Below are 16,719 nucleotides of genomic sequence, written 5' to 3'. Positions count from 1 at the left end.
GAATAATCACATGCTTTTACTAATCATCTAATTTTTAAAGATTAAAAGTGTGATGGCTGTCGTTCATGACTTTTTAGTATGGATTTTCCGTGTTTATCCATATGGATTTTGACAATTTTTAAGCAAAAAAAACCTCTGCCCAAAAGCAGAGGTCCAGACCCGATGCGGGCTATCGCGCCAGCCAGCCGCCATCGACCGCCACGGTGTAGCCGTTGATATAGTCCGATGCGGACGAGGCCAGAAAGACCACCGGCCCCATCAGATCGCCCGGAAGCCCCCAGCGCCCCGCCGGAATGCGGTCGAGGATTTCCGCGCTACGCTGCTCGTCCGCACGCAGCTGCTGCGTGTTGTTGGTCGCCATGTAACCCGGCGCAATCGCATTCACATTGATGTTGTGTTTCGCCCACTCGTTTGCCAGCAGGCGGGTCACGCCCATCACGGCGCTTTTGGAGGCGGTGTAAGACGGCACGCGGATACCGCCCTGGAACGAGAGCATTGAGGCAATATTCACGATCTTGCCGCCGTTCCCCTGCGCAATAAAGTGCTTTGCCGCCGCCTGGGACATGAAAAATACGCTCTTGATGTTCAGATCCATCACGTCGTCCCAGTCGCGCTCGCTGAAGTTGATCGCATCTTCACGGCGAATCAGCCCGGCGTTGTTGACCAGAATGTCGATGTGACCGAATTCCGCCACCGCGCGATCCAGCAGTTCAGGAATGGCATCGATTTTACGCAGGTCGGCGGTCAGGCTCAGGAAGCGGCGGCCCAGGGCCGTCACGCGCTCGAGGGTTTCCGTCGGTTCAACGATATTAATTCCGACGATATCGCAGCCCGCTTCCGCCAGGCCTAACGCCATCCCCTGACCCAGCCCGGTGTCACACCCGGAAACCACCGCCACTTTCCCCTGCAGAGAGAATGCATCCAGAATCATGTTTATTCCTTACTCTTTCAGAGCCTGTCACTCACAGGCAGGTTTATGCGTCACTGCCCGCGACTAGCGCAGATCGCTGACCGCAACATGGTCCATATCATCAAAGACCTGGTTTTCACCCACCATTCCCCAGATAAAGGTGTAGGCTTTTGTCCCTACGCCGGAATGAATAGACCAGCTCGGCGAAATCACCGCCTGCTCGTTATGCATCACGATATGGCGCGTTTCCTGCGGCTGTCCCATCATGTGGAACACGCACGCGTCCTCATCCATGTTGAAGTAGAAGTAGACTTCCATGCGGCGCTCGTGGGTATGGCACGGCATGGTATTCCACAGGTTGCCCGGCGCAAGTTCGGTCAACCCCATGCTGAGCTGGCAGGTCTCCAGCACGTCCGGCACGAAGTATTTATTGATGGTGCGGCGGTTGCTGGTGAGGTTGTCGCCCAGCGTCACGGGCGCGACGTCTGCCGGGGTCACCTTTTTGGTTGGACAGGTGGCGTGAGCCGGCGCGCAGTTATAGTAGAATTTCGCAGGCCTGCTGGCGTCGATGCTGGCAAAGACCACGTCTTTCGCCCCTTTACCCACGTACAGCGCCTCGCGATGGCCAATTTCATAGCACCGTCCGTCTACGGTGATGGTGCCCGGCCCGCCGATGTTAATCACCCCCAGCTCGCGACGCTCGAGGAAATAATTCACGCCCAGCTGTTTACCGACCTCGCCGCCCACGGAGACGCTTTTCGTGACGGGCATTATTCCGCCCACAACGATGCGGTCGATATGGCTGTAAACCATGGTGTACCTGTCAGCCTCGAATATCTGCTCGACTAAAAATGCCTTACGCAGCCCCTGCGTATCCAGCGTTTTGGCGTGCGCGCTGTGGATGCTTTCTCTGACGTCCACGGTAACCTCCAGATGTGGTCATGCCCGAAGGCGGGAAGTAAAACGAAACAGCGTTCCGTTTTATATAATGAGCACATACTATCGGCATAAAGTGGGCTTTTCAATTATATTTAAAACAACGTTTCATTTTTATTTTTGTTTATCGCGGAATTGATGCCCGGATCACGCTAAAACCGTCGGGAGATAAAGATCACGATAAAAAAAACCTCCCGGAGGAGGTCTTTTTTTAATGAGGAAACATTAGCGTTCAATGGCCAGCGCCACCCCTTGTCCGCCGCCTATACAGAGCGTGGCAATCCCTTTGCGGGCGTTGCGCTTCTTCATTTCGTGGACCAGCGAAACCAGGATCCGGCAGCCGGACGCCCCGATCGGGTGCCCCAGCGCGATCGCCCCACCGTTTACGTTGACCCGCAGCGGATCCCACTCCAGCATTTTTCCGACGGAGATCGCCTGCGCGGCATAGGCTTCGTTCACTTCGATCAGATCCACATCAGAAAGCTGCCACCCCGCACGCTCCAGACAGCGACGGGTCGCATAGACCGGCGCGATCCCCATTAACGCAGGATCAACCCCCACGCTGGCGAATGCCTTAATGCGGGCCAGCACGGGGAGATCGAGTTCAAGGGCTTTGCTTTCGCTCATCATCATCACGGCCGCGGCGCCGTCGTTAATGGAAGAGGCATTTCCCGCCGTGACCGAGCCCTGCATTTCAAACGCAGGATTCAGCCTCGCCAGCCCTTCAGCGCTGGCGTCGGTGCGCGGCTGTTCATCGGTATCCACAACGATAACCTCGCCCCCCTGACGCTGCGTGCTGACCGGGACAATTTCGTCCCGAAAACGGCCGGAATCAATCGCCGCACGCGCTTTTTGCTGCGAGCTTAACGCATAGGCATCCTGGACCTCACGGCTGATGCCGTACTCGCGCGCCAGGTTTTCCGCCGTTACGCCCATATGATAATCGTTGAAGGCATCCCACAGTCCGTCATGCACCAGGCTGTCGAGCAGCTGGCTGTTGCCCAGCTGTGCGCCGGTACGGCTGTCGGTCAGGACGTGCGGCGCGCGGCTCATATTCTCCTGCCCGCCCGCAATGATCACGTCCGCCTCACCACACTGAATGGCCTGCGTCGCGAGATGCAGCGCTTTTAATCCTGAACCACAGACGTCGTTGATAGTGATAGCGGACACGGTATTGGGCAGTCCGCCCTTCAGCGCCGCCTGTCGCGCAGGGTTTTGCCCGGCACCGGCCGTGAGGACCTGTCCCAGAATCACCTCATCAACTTCCTGTGCTGCGATCCCGCTACGTTCCACCAGCGCTTTCACCACCACGCTGCCCAGGTCAACCGCCGAGTGACGCGCGAGCGCTCCCTGAAAACAGCCGATAGCTGTACGCAACGCACCCACTATTACGACATCTTTCATCACGACCTCTGTGTTAAATGACATGACGATAGTAGAGGATTGTTACTGGCAATTATCTTAATTGTTTAAAAATAGTGAGTTTAATCACAAGGATCAGCGTGCATCCTGCAGATACTGCCGCAGCCAGCTTCCGGCAACGCCGGGAGGGGATCGTTTATTCCACAGCAGATCGATGCCGATCGCCCGCGGCCAGCCGGGAACATTGAGCTGTACCAGGGATTTCGCGGCGGCAAATTCCTCCACCAGCGCGCACGGCAAGACGCACCAGCCAAATCCCTGTACCGCCATACTCAAGAGTAACAGGTAATTCGGGGCTGACCAGACGGGCCCGCGCGCGATCTCCGCCTCACGCTCAAGATAGGTGCTCAGCCGCAGCTCTCGCCAGCCGTGCAGCTCGTCACGCTGAACGTCATCCTGCCCGGCAAGCGGATGCGTGGTCGCGACATAGATCGCCATGCGGGTCTGCATCGGCAGCCGGATGGCGCCGATATCCGTAGGATAACCGTCTCGCGCTTCGGTGAGGCCAATCTGCGCGCGCTCCTTTTGCAGCAGATCGATCACGTCCTCCTCCTCGCCAATCAGACATTCGAATTCCGTATGGGGAAAGCGCGCATCAAACTGCTTCATCATCTCTTCCAGCACGTCCGGATTGAGGGTATCGGAAAGGACAAACGTCAGACGCGCCTCCGTTTGCGCCGTGAGCGACACCGCCAGCTCATCCAGCCGCGTGCTGGCGGCGAGAATAGCCTGCACGTAGCCCAGCACCTGTTCCCCCTGGGCCGTTAACACCGGCTGGCGCGCCGAGCGGTCAAACAGCTCAAATCCCAGATCGGCTTCAAGGTTGGCAATGGACGTGCTGACCGTCGACTGGCTTTTACGCAGCCGGCGTGCGGCCGCAGAGAAAGAACCTGCTGCAACGGTCTCGACAAACGCGGTCAGGGCTTCGGGTGAATAGCGCATAACCTATCTACTTTTACGATGGATACTATCTTTAATATATCAGCTTTAGCGATAAAAATAGGCCACATCAACGCCCATACTGGCGAATTAACGAGGTCTATCGCTATGCAACATCAGGATGCACTCCAACGTAAACTGCCGGAGCGGATCTTTCATGCTGTCTGTTTTGAAGGGATTGCGACGGCGATCCTCGCCCCTACCGCGGCGTGGTTGATGCAGCGTTCCGTGGTGGAAATGGGTGGGTTGACCATTATTCTGGCCACCACCGCCATGCTGTGGAACATTATTTATAACGTCGGCTTCGACCGTTTCTGGCCTGTTCAGCGCGTCAAACGTACGGCAAAAGTGCGTGCGCTGCATGCGCTGGGGTTCGAATGCGGCTTTATTGTGATTGGCGTGTCGATTGTCGCCGCCGTGCTGGGCGTCACCCTGCTGCAGGCATTCACACTGGAAATAGGTTTCTTCCTGTTCTTCCTGCCGTACACCATGTTCTATAACTGGGCGTACGATAATCTGCGTGAGAAATTTCTTAAGCGCCGCCAGCAACGACGCGCCCTGGCAGGCTGAACCGCCTCTGGCCGGACGCCCGTTCCGGCCCGACGTCTTCGAAGCAACTGCGCTCTTAAGGCATAACTATGGTAAATTGCACGCCATTCTGATGGTTTGATAGTTGATACGTTGCTCTAATGTCGAAAATTTGGTCAAAAGATGAGACTCTCTGGAGTTTCGCTCTCTACGGCACGGCCGTGGGCGCAGGAACGCTCTTCCTGCCCATTCAGCTGGGCTCCGCAGGCGCAATCGTCCTGTTTATTACCGCCCTCGTGGCCTACCCCTTAACCTACTGGCCGCACAAAGCGCTGGCGCAATTTATCCTGTCGTCGAAAACGAAAGGCAACGAAGGGATCACCGGCGCCGTTTCGCACTATTACGGCAGGAAGATCGGCAACCTGATCACCACGCTCTATTTCATCGCCTTCTTTGTGGTGGTGCAGATTTATGCGGTGGCCATCACCAACTCGTTAACCGAGCAGCTGGCAAAACACCTGACGGTAGACACCACCGTTCGCGTGCTGGTTAGCCTGGGCGTGGTGCTGGTCCTGAATCTGATCTTCCTGATGGGACGGCATATCACGATAAAAGTGATGGGCTTCCTGGTGTTTCCGCTGATCGCCTATTTCCTGTTTGTCTCGCTCTACCTGATCGGCAGCTGGCAACCCTCGCTGCTGACCAGCCAGATGGCCGTCGATCGCCATACGCTGCACCAGGTCTGGATTTCGATTCCGGTGATGGTGTTTGCGTTCAGCCACACGCCGATTATCTCGACGTTTGCCGTTGACCGCCGCGAGAAGTTCGGGGACGAGGCCATGGCTAAATGCAAGAAAATCATGAAGGTGGCATACCTGATTATCTGCCTGAGCGTGCTGTTCTTCGTCTTCAGCTGCCTGCTCTCTATTCCGCCGTCGTATATTGTGGCCGCCAAAGAGGAAGGGGTGACAATCCTGTCTGCGCTGTCGATGATGCCCTCTTCACCGGCGTGGCTCGGCATTTCCGGGATTGTCGTGGCGATTATTGCGATGTCGAAATCGTTTCTCGGCACCTATTTTGGGGTGATTGAAGGGGCGACGGAGATCGTGAAGTCGTCGCTGAACCAGGTGGGCGTGAAAAAGAGCCGCGCCTTTAACCGCGCGATTTCTATTATGGGGGTGTCGTTAATCACCTTTGCCGTCTGCTGCATTAACCCGAACGCCATTTCGATGATTTACGCCATCAGCGGCCCGCTTATCGCCATGATCCTGTTTATCATGCCGACGCTGTCGACGTATTTGATCCCCTCCCTGAAACAGTACCGTTCCATTGGCAACCTGCTGACGCTGATCGTCGGGGTGCTGTGCGTGTCGGTGATGTTTGTCGGCTAATTCCCTTTCCTGCCCGGCGCGCTGCCGGGCAGGCCATTTACTCCCGGCCTCCTGCTTACAGCGGAAAAGGCCTGTCCTGCACCACCGTTTTCATGACAAGCGTTGAGCGAAGATGCTGCACGCCGGGCATGGCGGAGAGCTTCTCGTCGTAAAGCTTCTGGAAAGCGGAAAGGTCGCGGGTCACGACGTGCATCAGATAATCGGGATCGCCAAACAGGCGCTGGGCCAGCACGATCTGCGGGATCTCTTCCACCGCCTCTTCAAACGCGCTGACCGCCTTGCGGTCCCCCTCTTTCAGCGTCGCAAAGACGATTGCCAGGAAGTTAAACCCCATTTTGGCGGGGTCGAGGCTGGCACGGTATCCCGTTATGGCCCCGCTTTGCTCCAGCGCCCGCACGCGACGATGGCACGGAGAAAGGCTCAGATTCACCCGCTCAGCCAGCTCGGTAAGCGACAGGCGGCCGTCAGACTGCAGCTCAGCAAGAATTTTTCTATCGATGCTATCCATGTGGAAGATTTTCTCATTTTCACCGTGTTATGAGCATAACATTGAAAGCCTATTTCGCAGTGTTAGCGATATTCTTTTTCGCAACGTATAACGCACTGCGGGAGTATTTCAGGACGATGGAAATGAGTATTGTGGCCGGCTTTTGGATGGTTTCGTTTCTGCTCATCATGACCCCGGGGGCCGACTGGGCCTACGCTATTAGCGCCGGAATCAACGGCCGCCGCGTGGTCCCGGCGGTGATGGGGCTGATGTCCGGGCATCTGCTAGCCACATTGATTGTGGTGGCAGGCGTGGGGGTATTGATTGCTCAACATCCGCTGGCGTTAGCCGGGCTGACCGTGGCGGGAGCCCTGTATCTCCTGTGGCTTGGCATAACGTTATTGCGTCACCCGGCCGCACCGGAGAAGGCCACCCAGCATGCGGGTAACTGGACGCAGTGGGCGGTGAAAGGACTCTGCATTAGCGGCCTTAACCCGAAGGTTTTTTTGCTGTTCCTGGCCCTGCTTCCGCAATTCACAGACCCAACCGGAAGCTGGTCGATAGCGATGCAGATGTCTGCGCTTGGGATGATGCACCTTATCACCTGTACGCTGGTCTATCTGCTGGTGGGGTATGGTTCGAAAGCGGTGCTGGCGACCCGGCCACAGGCGGCCCGTCTGGTGAGCAGGGCATCGGGAGGGTTGATGGTGCTGATCGCGATGGTATTGCTGCTTGAGCAGGTGAGATAACTGTTTTTTTTGCCGGGTGGCGCTGCGCTTACCCGGCCTACATTTCACAACGATATCAATTAATTGCACATTCCATTGTAGGCCCGTGCAAGCGTAGCGCCGCCGGGCGAAACTCACAAATCGCACGTTGTCAGCAGTCTGAAAAAACACCGGCCATCGCCGGTGTGAGTTACGCCCGAATATCGTCATATTCCCGCGTTTTATCAAATTCATGTTTCGCAAACGGGCACAGCGGGATAATTTTGCGGTTCTCACCGCGCATCTTCTCCACCACTTTCGCCACCAGCTGTTTACCGACGCCCTGCCCTTTCAGGCTCTCATCCACATCGGTGTGCTCGATAATGCTCAGGTGCTCGCCGGTCGGCACGAAGACAATCTCCGCGACCTGGTTGCCGTTCGCATCATTCACGTAAAACTTGTTATGGCCTTCCAGAATATCCATGGTTCCTCGCTTATTTTTGGCGATACTTCAGCGCACCGCTCGGGCAGGTATCAATCACGCGGACAACCGTTTCAACGTCCACTTCATCGGGAATAATCCACGGTTTACGTTTCAGATTAAACAGCTTTGCGCTCCCACGCACGCAGTTACCGGAGTGTTTGCAGATCCCGGTGTTGAAGTAGACGTCAATTTTCTCGCCGGTATAGGCCCGGTAACCCGCATCCAGTAGCTCTTTATCCATGACATTGCCTCTGTAATTATTATCGTGCTGAATGAAGAATAGCCTGACGGGATCCTGATGGCTATATACCCGTCATACTTCAAGCTGCAGGTGCGTTGGCTGCACTCACTCACCCCAGTCACGTACTTATGTACGCTCCCGGGGATTCGTTCCCTTGCCGCGTTACTCGGCCTGTGGCCTCGCCCCTTCGGGGCCAGCGCAAGCGCTGTTCAAAACGGCAAGCCGTTTTGTCCTGCAACTCGAGTTATTTAGGGTATAACGCCGAAAACGAAAAGCCAGGTCACAACTCTTTTAGTGCCAGATTGCGTCCGCTATTTGCCCATGTCAGGCTCGGCAAATGTCACTTTTACATAACATCCGCAGGTTGAATGAAACGCAGACTCTCTTTTCAGGTAAAGCTGTTTTTAGCGCTGGTGTGCTTCTCCTGCCTGCTGTTAGTTCTGCTGGGAACGATCCTGTTTCATTTTATTGACCGGCAGCTCCATCACGATCTTGGCCAGCGCGCCCGGGTGCAGGCCAGCCAGATCGCGCTGATGCCGGGTCTGGCGGCCCTGGTCGCGGCCAGAGATATTCCGGGGATAGCCCGGTTAATTCAGCCGCTGCGCGCCCAAAGCGATGCCAGCTACATTGTGATTGGCGATACCGAGGAACAGCACCTCTATCATTCGGAATCCCCGGAGCGCATAAATTTACCGATGATCGGCGGGGATAATGCGGAGGTATTACAGGGCAAAACCATTATTTCCGTGCGTCAGGGCGGGATTGGGGTTTCACTGCGCAGCAAAGCGCCGATCTTTAACGCGCAGCACCAGGTGATTGGTATTGTCTCGGTCGGCTATCTAACCTCCTATATTGCCAATATTAACGCCCGCATTCTCTGGCAGTCCGGGCTGTACGGCGCGGGGCTTCTGCTGCTGCTGTTTATGTTCTCCTGGCTGTTTACCCGCAATCTCAAAAAACAGATGTTCCGACTGGAGCCGAAAGATATCGCTCAGCTGGTTTTGCAGCAGCGCGCGCTATTAGAAGCCATGTATGAAGGGGTATTTGCCGTCAATGATGAGAAGCAGCTGATTTTAATTAACCGCGCCGCACGAGAAATGCTGGATATCCGGCAAAGTGAGAAAGAACTTATCGGTAAACCGCTGGAAGACGTTCTGCAGACGTCGCCGGGCTTTTTATCCCAGCGCTACGCCTCGGTGAGCAGTGGCAGCCACGACCAGATTGCCGTGCTGAACCAGCGGGAGGTAATCGTCAACCGCGTCGCGATTGAGGTCGAACCGGGCGTTGAAAGCGGCTGGGTGTACAGCTTTCGCGACAAAAATGACATTAACACGCTCAGCAGCCAGCTCAGTCAGATCAAGCGCTATGCGGATAACCTGCGCATTATGCGCCACGAGCAGCTGAACTGGACCGCCACGCTGGTGGGCTTGCTGCAGATGAAACACTATGACGAGGCGATTCGCTACATTCAGGTGCAGTCCGAAGGCGCGCAGCGCGTGCTGGACTTTGTCTCCGCCCGTTTTTCTTCTCCCGCGCTGTGCGGGCTGCTGCTCGGAAAATACGTCAGCGCCCGCGAAAAAGGGATCGAACTGCTGTTTGATCCCGCCTGCCAGCTCACCCGCATGCCCGCCACGCTCAACGAAACGGAGCTGATGTCCATTATTGGTAACCTGCTGGATAACGCGGTAGACGCGACCCTTAAGGCTCCGGTCCCCGCGCCGGTGGAACTCTACATTTCTGACCGAAACCAGGAGCTGCTGATCGAGGTGGCCGACCGGGGCTGCGGGGTGGAGGATGCGATGAAGCCGCATATTTTCCGCCAGGGATTCAGCAGCAAGCCGGAACGTGAAAACGACATTGTGGGCACCGAGCACGGTATTGGCCTGTATCTGGTGGCAGGATATATCGACAAGGCTGGCGGCAGCATTGAGATTGCCGACAACACGCCACAGGGGACCATTTTTTCTGTGTTTATTCCGAATGGGCAAAAGCATGACCCGAGCACTTGATGTTGTGATCGTTGAAGATGAGCCGCACCTGGCGGAGCTGCATCGCGAGTATATCGAGCAGAATTTTCATTTGCGCGTGGTGGGCATCGCCGCGTCGATTGAGCAGGCATGCAGCCTGATTCGTCAGCATCAGCCGCGGCTTATCCTGCTGGACAACTATCTCCCGGACGGTAAAGGCGTGGAGCTCATCGATAACCCGCTGCTGAAAAGCTATGAGTGTTCGGTGATCTTCATCACCGCCGCCAGCGATATGCAAACCTGCAGCCACGCCATGCGCAGCGGCGCGTTTGACTACCTCATCAAGCCCGTCTTTTTCCAGCGCCTGCACGCCTCGCTGGAGCGTTTTATGCGCTTCATCCACACCGTGCAGCAGGTGAAGGTGGTCGACCAGCATGCGCTGGATCGCCTGTTTCATCTGCCTGCCGCGGAAGCCTCCGTAACGCCGTCCACAAAGGGCATTGAACCCCAAACGCTGGAGCGGATAAAACGCCTGTTCGCCGAGCATCCCGACAGCGCGATGTCGGTTGAAGAGGTGGTGGAAAACGTAGGGATCAGCAAAACCACGGGGCGTCGCTACCTCGAATACTGCGTGGAGAGTGGGTTGATCAGCATTGAAATGCTGTACGGCAATATTGGTCATCCTCGCCGGTTATACCGTAAAGCCCCCGATAAACGGTAATCCAAAACCGTTCGTTGGCTAACGTTCGCGGATTTTATGGTGTTAATTGCTGAAACGACGGCGACAATCACACTTCGGAATCATTGCCCTCGCCTCCCTATTGTCGGAGGCGCGCTTTACGCTATGTTGACAATTAGTTCCTCAAATGTAACTAAAAGGTTAACTATAATGTCGAACACGTTCCGAATTTCTCTGCTTACCGCTACCGTACTGTTCTCTGCTTCTGCACTGTCTGCCCTGCCGCAGGGTTATCCTGCTGAGTATCAAAAAGTGGTTGATGCCGCCACGAAAGAGGGCAAGGTTGTCATCTATTCCACCACCGACATCAAAGCTGCCGGCCCGCTGATCCAGGGCTTCGAAAAAACCTACCCGGGCATTAAAGTCGAATACAACGACATGAACAGCACCGAGCTGTACAACCGTTTCATCAGCGAACAGGCTTCCGGCGGCGTGAGCGGCGACGTGGTCTGGAGCTCTTCGATGGACACGGGCCTGAAGCTCGCCACCGACTACGCCATGGAGTACAAATCTCCGGAGCAAAGCCAGCTGCCGAAATGGGCGGTCTGGAAAGATAAGGCCTACGGCACCACCTATGAGCCGGTGGTCTTTATCTACAACAAGCGCCTGATTCCGGCCGGTGACGTGCCGGATTCTCACGCCGCGCTGGCGAAGCTGATTGCCAGCCAGACGGACAAATTCAAGAACAAAGTCACCACCTACGATATCGAAAAATCGGGTCTGGGCTTTATGCTCTCGGTGCAGGATCACAACGCCGATCCGAACTACTTTAAGACCCTGGCCGACGTCGCCAAAGGGGGCCTGTCGGTGCAGTCGTCTACCGGCACCATGATGGAGCGCGTCTCCTCCGGTGAAAACCTGATCGGCTTCAACATCCTCGGTTCCTACGCGGAAGCGCGTGCGAAGAACGATCCGTCACTCGGCATTGCCTATCCGAAGGATTACACCCTGGTGCTGTCGCGCGTGTCGTTCATCAGCCAGCAATCGCAAAACAGCAATGCCGCGAAGCTGTGGCTGGACTACGTGCTCTCTGAACAAGGGCAAAGCATTCTGGCCAACCAGGCGGACATTCCCTCCATTCGTAACGATATCGAAGGGAAAAATGATATCGACGGCCTGACCAAAATCCTCGGCAACGCGCTTAAGCCGATCCCGGTTGATGAAACGCTGCTGGAATACCTGCAGCCGAAAAAACGCCTGGAGTACATCAAAGAGTGGCGTACCGCCGCCGGTAAATAAGCGTCTGAGCGCGGCGCTGGCCGCCGCGCTCCCTTATCGACTGAGTTCGTTTTTCTGGGCTGCAACACCAGGGATACCCCATGAATACATTACGCAGAAAGTGGCAAAGCCTGCCGCGAGGCATCGTCGTGCTGATAACCGCCCTGGTTATCTACACGCCGCTGTCGTTTATCGTGATCCAGAGCTTCCTGTCCGCGCCGTTCTTTTCGCCGTCAAAAGAGTGGAGCTTTGAATCATTTGATTTTATTTTCACCGACCCCGATTTTTATAAGGCCCTGAAAAGCGGCTTTATTCTGGCTTTCGGGCTGGTCTTTATCTCTATCCCGCTGGGCGGCGTGCTGGCGTTTCTGATGGTGCGTACCGACCTGCCCGGTCGCCGACTGATTGAGCCGCTGATCCTGGTCCCGATTTTCGTTTCACCGATGGTGCTGGGCTTCGGCTACGTGGTGGCCGCCGGTCCGGTGGGCTTTCTCTCCCAGTGGGCTGAGGCGCTGATTGGCTTTGTGCCGTGGAACATCTACGACATGTCGAGCATTGTGGTCATTGCCGGCCTGACGCACGTCCCGCACGCCTATCTGTATATCTCGTCAGCGCTGCGCAGCGTGGGCTCCGACGTGGAAGAAGCCGCACGCACCGCGGGCGCGTCGCCCTGGCAGGTGATGACCTCCGTCAGCCTGCCGATGGTGCGCCCGTCTATACTGTACGCCACCGTGCTGCTGTTCTTCCTCGGGCTGGAAGTGTTCGGCCTGATGCTGGTCCTCGGCGACCCGGAAGGCAATATGGTGCTGGCGACCTATCTTTATAAACTGACGAACAAGATGGGTACCCCGTCCTATAACCTGATGGCGGCGGTTGCCGTGGTGCTGATCTGCATCACCATCCCGCTGGTGATGCTCCAGCGTCGCCTGATGCGCACCGCCAACCGCTTCGTCACCATGAAGGGCAAGGCCTCGCAGGCCCGCGCGCTACCGCTGGGTAAATGGCGCTGGGTGGCTGGCGCGGTGATTGCCTTCTGGCTCACCGTCACCATTGGCGTTCCGCTGCTCGGCGTGGTGCTGCGCGCGTTTATCTCCAACTGGGGCGTGGGCGTTTCGCTGTGGGACGAGCTTTCCCTGAACACCTTCCGCACCATCTGGGCGCAGCCCAACCTGCTGCGCGCCATCGTCAACTCCATGGCGATTGGCGTCATTGGCGGCGCGCTGGCCGTGGTGTGCTACCTGTTTGTCGGCATTGCCATGCACCGCAAGCCGGACAACACCACGCGTTTCCTGGACTACAGCGTGCTGGTGCCGCGCGCCGTGCCTGGCCTGCTGGCGGGTCTGGCCTTCCTGTGGGTGTTCCTGTTCCTGCCGATGTGGCTGGATAACTCGCTGAAATCCGGCTGGCTTTCCGGATTCGCCTGGACCGACTGGATGCGCGAAAACGTCATCGTCTGGCTGCGTTCGCTGCGCAGCACCATTTTCAGCGTCTGGCTGGCCTATACCGTGGTGTGGATGGCTTACGGGCTGAGGCTCATCTCTTCCACGCTGCTGCAGGTAGGGCCGGAGCTTGAAGAGGCCGCGCGCAGCACCGGAGCGACGCGCGGGCAGATCACCCGCCACGTTACCATCCCGCTCTCCCGCTACGGCCTTATCGGTTCGTGGCTGCTGATGTTCCTGATCTTTGAACGCGAATATTCAACGGGTGTGTACCTGCTTTCACCCGGCACGGAGACCATCGGCTCGATGCTGGTTTCCCTCTGGGCCGCGGGTGCCATCGATATCGTGGCGGCGCTCTCTTTCATTAACATCCTGCTGGTCGTGGTAGGTCTGGGCATTGCCCTTCGTTTCGGAGTGAAAATACATGATTGAATTAGCGGTTGACGATCTGCACTTAACCTACGGCGACAATCCTGTTTTAAAAGGTGTCTCCATGAACCTGAAGCGCGGCGAAGTGGTCTCCCTGTTAGGCCCCTCCGGCAGCGGCAAAACCACCCTGCTCCGCGCCGTCGCGGGTCTGGAAAAACCGACCCAGGGGTCGATTGTGATTGGCAACAATAAAGTTTACGACGGTACGCCGCGCAGCGAGGTCCCGGCGGAAGAGCGTAACCTGGGGCTGGTATTCCAGTCATACGCCCTGTGGCCGCACAAAACCGTGTTTGAGAACGTGGCCTATCCGCTCAAGCTGCGCAAAGTCCCGGCCAAAGAGATCCAGCAGCGCGTGCAGGACGTGCTGGACCAGCTGGGTCTGGGCCATCTTGGCAAACGTCACCCGCACCAGCTCTCCGGTGGGCAGCAGCAGCGCGTGGCGATTGGCCGCGCGCTGGTCTACAACCCGCCGGTGATTTTGCTGGACGAGCCGCTTTCCAACCTCGACGCCAAGCTGCGCGAAGAGGCCCGCGTGTTCCTGCGCGAGCTGATTATCAAGCTCGGGCTATCGGCGCTGATGGTGACGCACGACCAGAACGAAGCGATGTCCATTTCCGACCGCATCCTGCTGCTGAACAACGGCAAAATTGAGCAACAGGGTACGCCGCAGGAGATGTACGGCTCGCCGAAGACGCTGTTTACCGCCGAGTTTATGGGCAGCAACAACCGCCTGCACGGCAAGGTCACCGACGTGCGCGACGGCAGAGCGCGCATCGAAGGAAAAGGCTGGGTGCTGTGGGGCCAGGCGGGCGAAGGGGTACAGAGCGGTAATGACGCCACGGCGGTGATCCGCGTCGAGCGCGTCGCGGTGGTTGAGGGGCCAGGGGAAAATCAGCTTGAGCTACCGCTGCTCACCAGCATGTACCTCGGCGACCGCTGGGAGTACCTGTTCCGCACGGTGGGGGATGATTTTGTCATTCGTGCGTATGGGCATGAGGTGCGGGATCCGCAGCACTGCCATCTTTCGCTGCCGGAGAAGCATGTGTGGGTGTTTCCGAAAGGGTGATGAGTCAATAATTAATCTGCCATGGCCCGGTAGCGATTCGCTTACCGGGTCTACAAAATAAAGAAATGCGCAGATGCCAGGATTGGTGGCGCTAGTTATTATTGTTAATGCATTCCGACTTAAATATTTACCTGACCCTTCTTTCCATCCCTACGCATAACGGGTTAAGACTCCATATCAAAATGTTATTACAGAGCATATAAAGAAAATTTATGCATCATATCCAGCATTTTTGAAAATTAATTGAACATGCTCCGTCAGTCCAACAAGATCTTCATAGGCGATTGGGCCAAAATCAGGATAATGGTTTTCAATATACTCGTTAACATCTTCCATACCTTCACTGACTCTGAGATTCTTAACAAATGTAGGCAAAATACGATGATTAACACCAGTACCATACTCTTTCGGATGATGGGTCATACACCACTCAACTTTACCTTTATATGATTGAATCGCATCTTCCAGTAAGGCGATAACTTCTGGAACCTCTTTTTCAAAACGAAAACTGGTATAAGGAGGATACTTAGAGCGATCAATTTTTTCAAAATGGTCATTTATCCATTCATCTTCAATACGGCTCTGATAATGTAACCACTCCAGTTTTCCAAGAGAACCAATGAAGTCCAACAAGATTGTTTCTTTCTTACCTATCGGAAACATTATTTTAACCCCTGTAATTTATCAGAGATCGTAACACTTCCCTGATTTATAGATTTGATATGTTTTTCCCAATCTCCTTTAGGAATTGGTTTTAAGGACACTTTTGGATCGTAAACATACTGACCATCGGTATAAACCTGATGGAATGCTTGTTCATGTACAATTTTTCCATTTTCATACACATTTAAGTTGTACGGAGTCGTCGGCCTTGCTTCAATAATTTTCCCGTGCCCGCCAGCTGCATCGAGAAGTTTAGGTGCGATATCTGAGTAATCCGTACAATCTGTATTGCCTATCCAGGCAATAAACTTAGGTTCGTTCATTTTTTCAATAACACTCTGATTGGCTGGATAACCGGGATTTTCAGGGCGTACATTTTCAAGACCGGGGATCTTCTCGTTCTGATAGAAAAGATCATCCAGTGAAGGAGAATCCGGAACCGGCGTAGTTGTCGTCCAGCCATTATTGTTTGACGCTCCATCACCGTTGGTATTACCAGTATGATTTTTCCCTCCGGTTGCTACACTATTCTTCCCTGTGTTGGAGGGCACATTTCCAGTTACAGTCTGGTCGCCACCAGTGTTTGATGGTCCCGGGTTGATGACCTGCGTACCACCAGTACTGGTGATCGTCTTACCTGTCAGGGACTCATAGGCCGCTTTCTGAGCATTATTTAACTGACTGAGCTGGGAAGGATCATTGAGCGAGGCCACATAGATCAGATGCAACTGCTCATCTTGTGACAATGTATCCATTGCTGATGTGGATGCACCAATGCCCAGTAAAGCACCCAGACCACTGCCAACCAGGCGATCACGACAAGCAGACATTTTCAGACATCCCTGTGCAGCCAGTTTACCGCCCTGAATAACGACACCCAGCGAGTTATTCTCAACCTCCACCTTCGCCGTTTCCGACGCCATCGCCGCCATGGAGACACTGCCATCCTTCACCGCAGCGCCTGCCAGACCCCCCGCGATACTCACCAGGCTACTGACCAGCCGTTTCTCCTCTGCTGTCAGGTCACTGGATTTTTTATCTCCATACAGCGCACTGACCAGATGGTCGGTCATCGCCGAGGCCGTAATGGCTCCTATGGCACCAGCCTTCAGGCCATCCGCACTGCTCCCGCCACTCAGCTGCGTCAGCGCCG

General features: G+C 55.6%; 17 protein-coding genes. 8 read left to right on the top strand and 9 right to left on the bottom strand.

Annotated features, from left to right (window positions below; all coding sequences use genetic code 11):
• Positions 1-169 precede the first annotated feature (169 nt).
• The 4 genes from kduD to HMPREF3143_RS12790 form a co-directional block, all read right to left on the bottom strand.
• Positions 170-931: a 2-dehydro-3-deoxy-D-gluconate 5-dehydrogenase KduD gene (gene kduD, locus HMPREF3143_RS12805; protein ID WP_008499679.1), complete on the bottom strand. Its 762-nt coding sequence runs from the start codon at positions 929-931 to the stop codon at positions 170-172.
• Positions 932-994: 63 nt separating this feature from the next.
• Positions 995-1,831 carry a 5-dehydro-4-deoxy-D-glucuronate isomerase gene (kduI, locus tag HMPREF3143_RS12800; protein WP_008499680.1) on the bottom strand — a complete coding sequence of 279 codons (837 nt, stop codon included), beginning with the start codon at positions 1,829-1,831 and terminating at the stop codon, positions 995-997.
• A 240-nt stretch (positions 1,832-2,071) separates the two neighbouring features.
• Positions 2,072-3,250, bottom strand: coding sequence for an acetyl-CoA C-acetyltransferase (locus HMPREF3143_RS12795; RefSeq protein WP_023344842.1), 1,179 nt, complete (start codon positions 3,248-3,250; stop codon positions 2,072-2,074).
• Between the two features lie 93 nt (positions 3,251-3,343).
• Positions 3,344-4,210, bottom strand: coding sequence for a LysR family transcriptional regulator (locus tag HMPREF3143_RS12790; RefSeq protein ID WP_021242027.1), 867 nt, complete (start codon positions 4,208-4,210; stop codon positions 3,344-3,346).
• 105 nt (positions 4,211-4,315) lie between these two features.
• Here HMPREF3143_RS12790 and HMPREF3143_RS12785 point away from each other — a divergent pair, with 105 nt between their 5' ends.
• Both HMPREF3143_RS12785 and HMPREF3143_RS12780 read left to right on the top strand, forming a co-directional pair.
• Positions 4,316-4,777: a multidrug/biocide efflux PACE transporter gene (locus tag HMPREF3143_RS12785; protein ID WP_008499683.1), complete on the top strand. Its 462-nt coding sequence runs from the start codon at positions 4,316-4,318 to the stop codon at positions 4,775-4,777.
• Positions 4,778-4,896: 119 nt separating this feature from the next.
• Complete coding sequence (locus HMPREF3143_RS12780; RefSeq protein ID WP_023294484.1) at positions 4,897-6,126, top strand: amino acid permease; 1,230 nt, start codon at positions 4,897-4,899, stop codon at positions 6,124-6,126.
• Between the two features lie 55 nt (positions 6,127-6,181).
• Here the strand turns inward: HMPREF3143_RS12780 and HMPREF3143_RS12775 are convergent, their stop codons facing one another.
• Positions 6,182-6,634, bottom strand: a complete 453-nt coding sequence (locus tag HMPREF3143_RS12775) for an Lrp/AsnC family transcriptional regulator (protein WP_021242030.1) — start codon at positions 6,632-6,634, stop codon at positions 6,182-6,184.
• Between the two features lie 116 nt (positions 6,635-6,750).
• On the opposite strand from HMPREF3143_RS12775, the gene HMPREF3143_RS12770 reads away from it, so the two are divergent.
• Positions 6,751-7,362 (top strand): LysE family translocator, encoded by a 612-nt coding sequence (locus HMPREF3143_RS12770; protein WP_070533275.1) that lies wholly within the window; start codon positions 6,751-6,753, stop codon positions 7,360-7,362.
• 169 nt (positions 7,363-7,531) lie between these two features.
• Here HMPREF3143_RS12770 and HMPREF3143_RS12765 read toward each other — a convergent pair whose 3' ends face one another.
• Entirely contained in the window at positions 7,532-7,804 is a 273-nt protein-coding gene (locus HMPREF3143_RS12765) for a GNAT family N-acetyltransferase (protein ID WP_008499687.1), read from the bottom strand.
• Positions 7,805-7,814: 10 nt separating this feature from the next.
• The gene (gene yjdI, locus HMPREF3143_RS12760) at positions 7,815-8,045 is read right to left on the bottom strand and encodes a 4Fe-4S mono-cluster protein YjdI (RefSeq protein ID WP_008499689.1); all 231 of its coding nucleotides are present in this window, start codon (positions 8,043-8,045) and stop codon (positions 7,815-7,817) included.
• 368 nt (positions 8,046-8,413) lie between these two features.
• On the opposite strand from yjdI, the gene HMPREF3143_RS12755 reads away from it, so the two are divergent.
• The 5 genes from HMPREF3143_RS12755 to HMPREF3143_RS12735 all read left to right on the top strand — a co-directional run bounded on the left by HMPREF3143_RS12755 (position 8,414) and on the right by HMPREF3143_RS12735 (position 14,903).
• A complete protein-coding gene (locus HMPREF3143_RS12755) occupies positions 8,414-10,054 on the top strand; it encodes an ATP-binding protein (RefSeq protein ID WP_070533273.1) in 1,641 nt (546 codons plus the stop codon).
• Positions 10,038-10,733 carry a response regulator gene (locus HMPREF3143_RS12750; protein ID WP_025912425.1) on the top strand — a complete coding sequence of 232 codons (696 nt, stop codon included), beginning with the start codon at positions 10,038-10,040 and terminating at the stop codon, positions 10,731-10,733. The genes HMPREF3143_RS12755 and HMPREF3143_RS12750 overlap by 17 nt, the downstream gene beginning before the upstream one ends.
• Positions 10,734-10,901: 168 nt before the next feature.
• Positions 10,902-11,990, top strand: a complete 1,089-nt coding sequence (locus tag HMPREF3143_RS12745; RefSeq protein ID WP_045415634.1) for an ABC transporter substrate-binding protein — start codon at positions 10,902-10,904, stop codon at positions 11,988-11,990.
• Between the two features lie 80 nt (positions 11,991-12,070).
• Positions 12,071-13,840: an ABC transporter permease gene (locus HMPREF3143_RS12740; RefSeq protein ID WP_023294491.1), complete on the top strand. Its 1,770-nt coding sequence runs from the start codon at positions 12,071-12,073 to the stop codon at positions 13,838-13,840.
• Positions 13,833-14,903: an ABC transporter ATP-binding protein gene (locus tag HMPREF3143_RS12735; RefSeq protein ID WP_008499694.1), complete on the top strand. Its 1,071-nt coding sequence runs from the start codon at positions 13,833-13,835 to the stop codon at positions 14,901-14,903. The genes HMPREF3143_RS12740 and HMPREF3143_RS12735 overlap by 8 nt, the downstream gene beginning before the upstream one ends.
• A gap of 210 nt (positions 14,904-15,113) precedes the next feature.
• On the opposite strand, the gene HMPREF3143_RS12730 is transcribed toward HMPREF3143_RS12735, so the two are convergent.
• Together HMPREF3143_RS12730 and HMPREF3143_RS12725 are read right to left on the bottom strand one after the other, a co-directional pair.
• Complete coding sequence (locus tag HMPREF3143_RS12730) at positions 15,114-15,566, bottom strand: hypothetical protein (protein WP_045353466.1); 453 nt, start codon at positions 15,564-15,566, stop codon at positions 15,114-15,116.
• A partial coding sequence (locus tag HMPREF3143_RS12725) for a VENN motif pre-toxin domain-containing protein (protein WP_254668433.1) occupies positions 15,566-16,719 on the bottom strand: 1,154 nt, incomplete at its 5' end. The genes HMPREF3143_RS12725 and HMPREF3143_RS12730, both read right to left, overlap by 1 nt.

Origin of the sequence: Enterobacter sp. HMSC16D10 (assembly GCF_001807145.1) — a bacterium.
In the GTDB taxonomy this organism is placed as follows: Bacteria; Pseudomonadota; Gammaproteobacteria; order Enterobacterales; family Enterobacteriaceae; genus Enterobacter; species Enterobacter roggenkampii.
This window is presented reverse-complemented; position numbering and strand designations above follow the sequence as displayed.

Coding starts and splice junctions, on each gene's coding strand:
- kduD (WP_008499679.1), bottom strand. CDS start 931: ATGATTCTGGATGCATTCTCTCTGCAGGGGAAAGTGGCGGTGGTTTCC.
- HMPREF3143_RS12795 (WP_023344842.1), bottom strand. CDS start 3,250: ATGAAAGATGTCGTAATAGTGGGTGCGTTGCGTACAGCTATCGGCTGT.
- HMPREF3143_RS12790 (WP_021242027.1), bottom strand. CDS start 4,210: ATGCGCTATTCACCCGAAGCCCTGACCGCGTTTGTCGAGACCGTTGCA.
- HMPREF3143_RS12785 (WP_008499683.1), top strand. CDS start 4,316: ATGCAACATCAGGATGCACTCCAACGTAAACTGCCGGAGCGGATCTTT.
- HMPREF3143_RS12780 (WP_023294484.1), top strand. CDS start 4,897: ATGTCGAAAATTTGGTCAAAAGATGAGACTCTCTGGAGTTTCGCTCTC.
- HMPREF3143_RS12775 (WP_021242030.1), bottom strand. CDS start 6,634: ATGGATAGCATCGATAGAAAAATTCTTGCTGAGCTGCAGTCTGACGGC.
- HMPREF3143_RS12770 (WP_070533275.1), top strand. CDS start 6,751: ATGGAAATGAGTATTGTGGCCGGCTTTTGGATGGTTTCGTTTCTGCTC.
- HMPREF3143_RS12765 (WP_008499687.1), bottom strand. CDS start 7,804: ATGGATATTCTGGAAGGCCATAACAAGTTTTACGTGAATGATGCGAAC.
- yjdI (WP_008499689.1), bottom strand. CDS start 8,045: ATGGATAAAGAGCTACTGGATGCGGGTTACCGGGCCTATACCGGCGAG.
- HMPREF3143_RS12755 (WP_070533273.1), top strand. CDS start 8,414: ATGAAACGCAGACTCTCTTTTCAGGTAAAGCTGTTTTTAGCGCTGGTG.
- HMPREF3143_RS12750 (WP_025912425.1), top strand. CDS start 10,038: ATGACCCGAGCACTTGATGTTGTGATCGTTGAAGATGAGCCGCACCTG.
- HMPREF3143_RS12745 (WP_045415634.1), top strand. CDS start 10,902: ATGTCGAACACGTTCCGAATTTCTCTGCTTACCGCTACCGTACTGTTC.
- HMPREF3143_RS12740 (WP_023294491.1), top strand. CDS start 12,071: ATGAATACATTACGCAGAAAGTGGCAAAGCCTGCCGCGAGGCATCGTC.
- HMPREF3143_RS12735 (WP_008499694.1), top strand. CDS start 13,833: ATGATTGAATTAGCGGTTGACGATCTGCACTTAACCTACGGCGACAAT.
- HMPREF3143_RS12730 (WP_045353466.1), bottom strand. CDS start 15,566: ATGTTTCCGATAGGTAAGAAAGAAACAATCTTGTTGGACTTCATTGGT.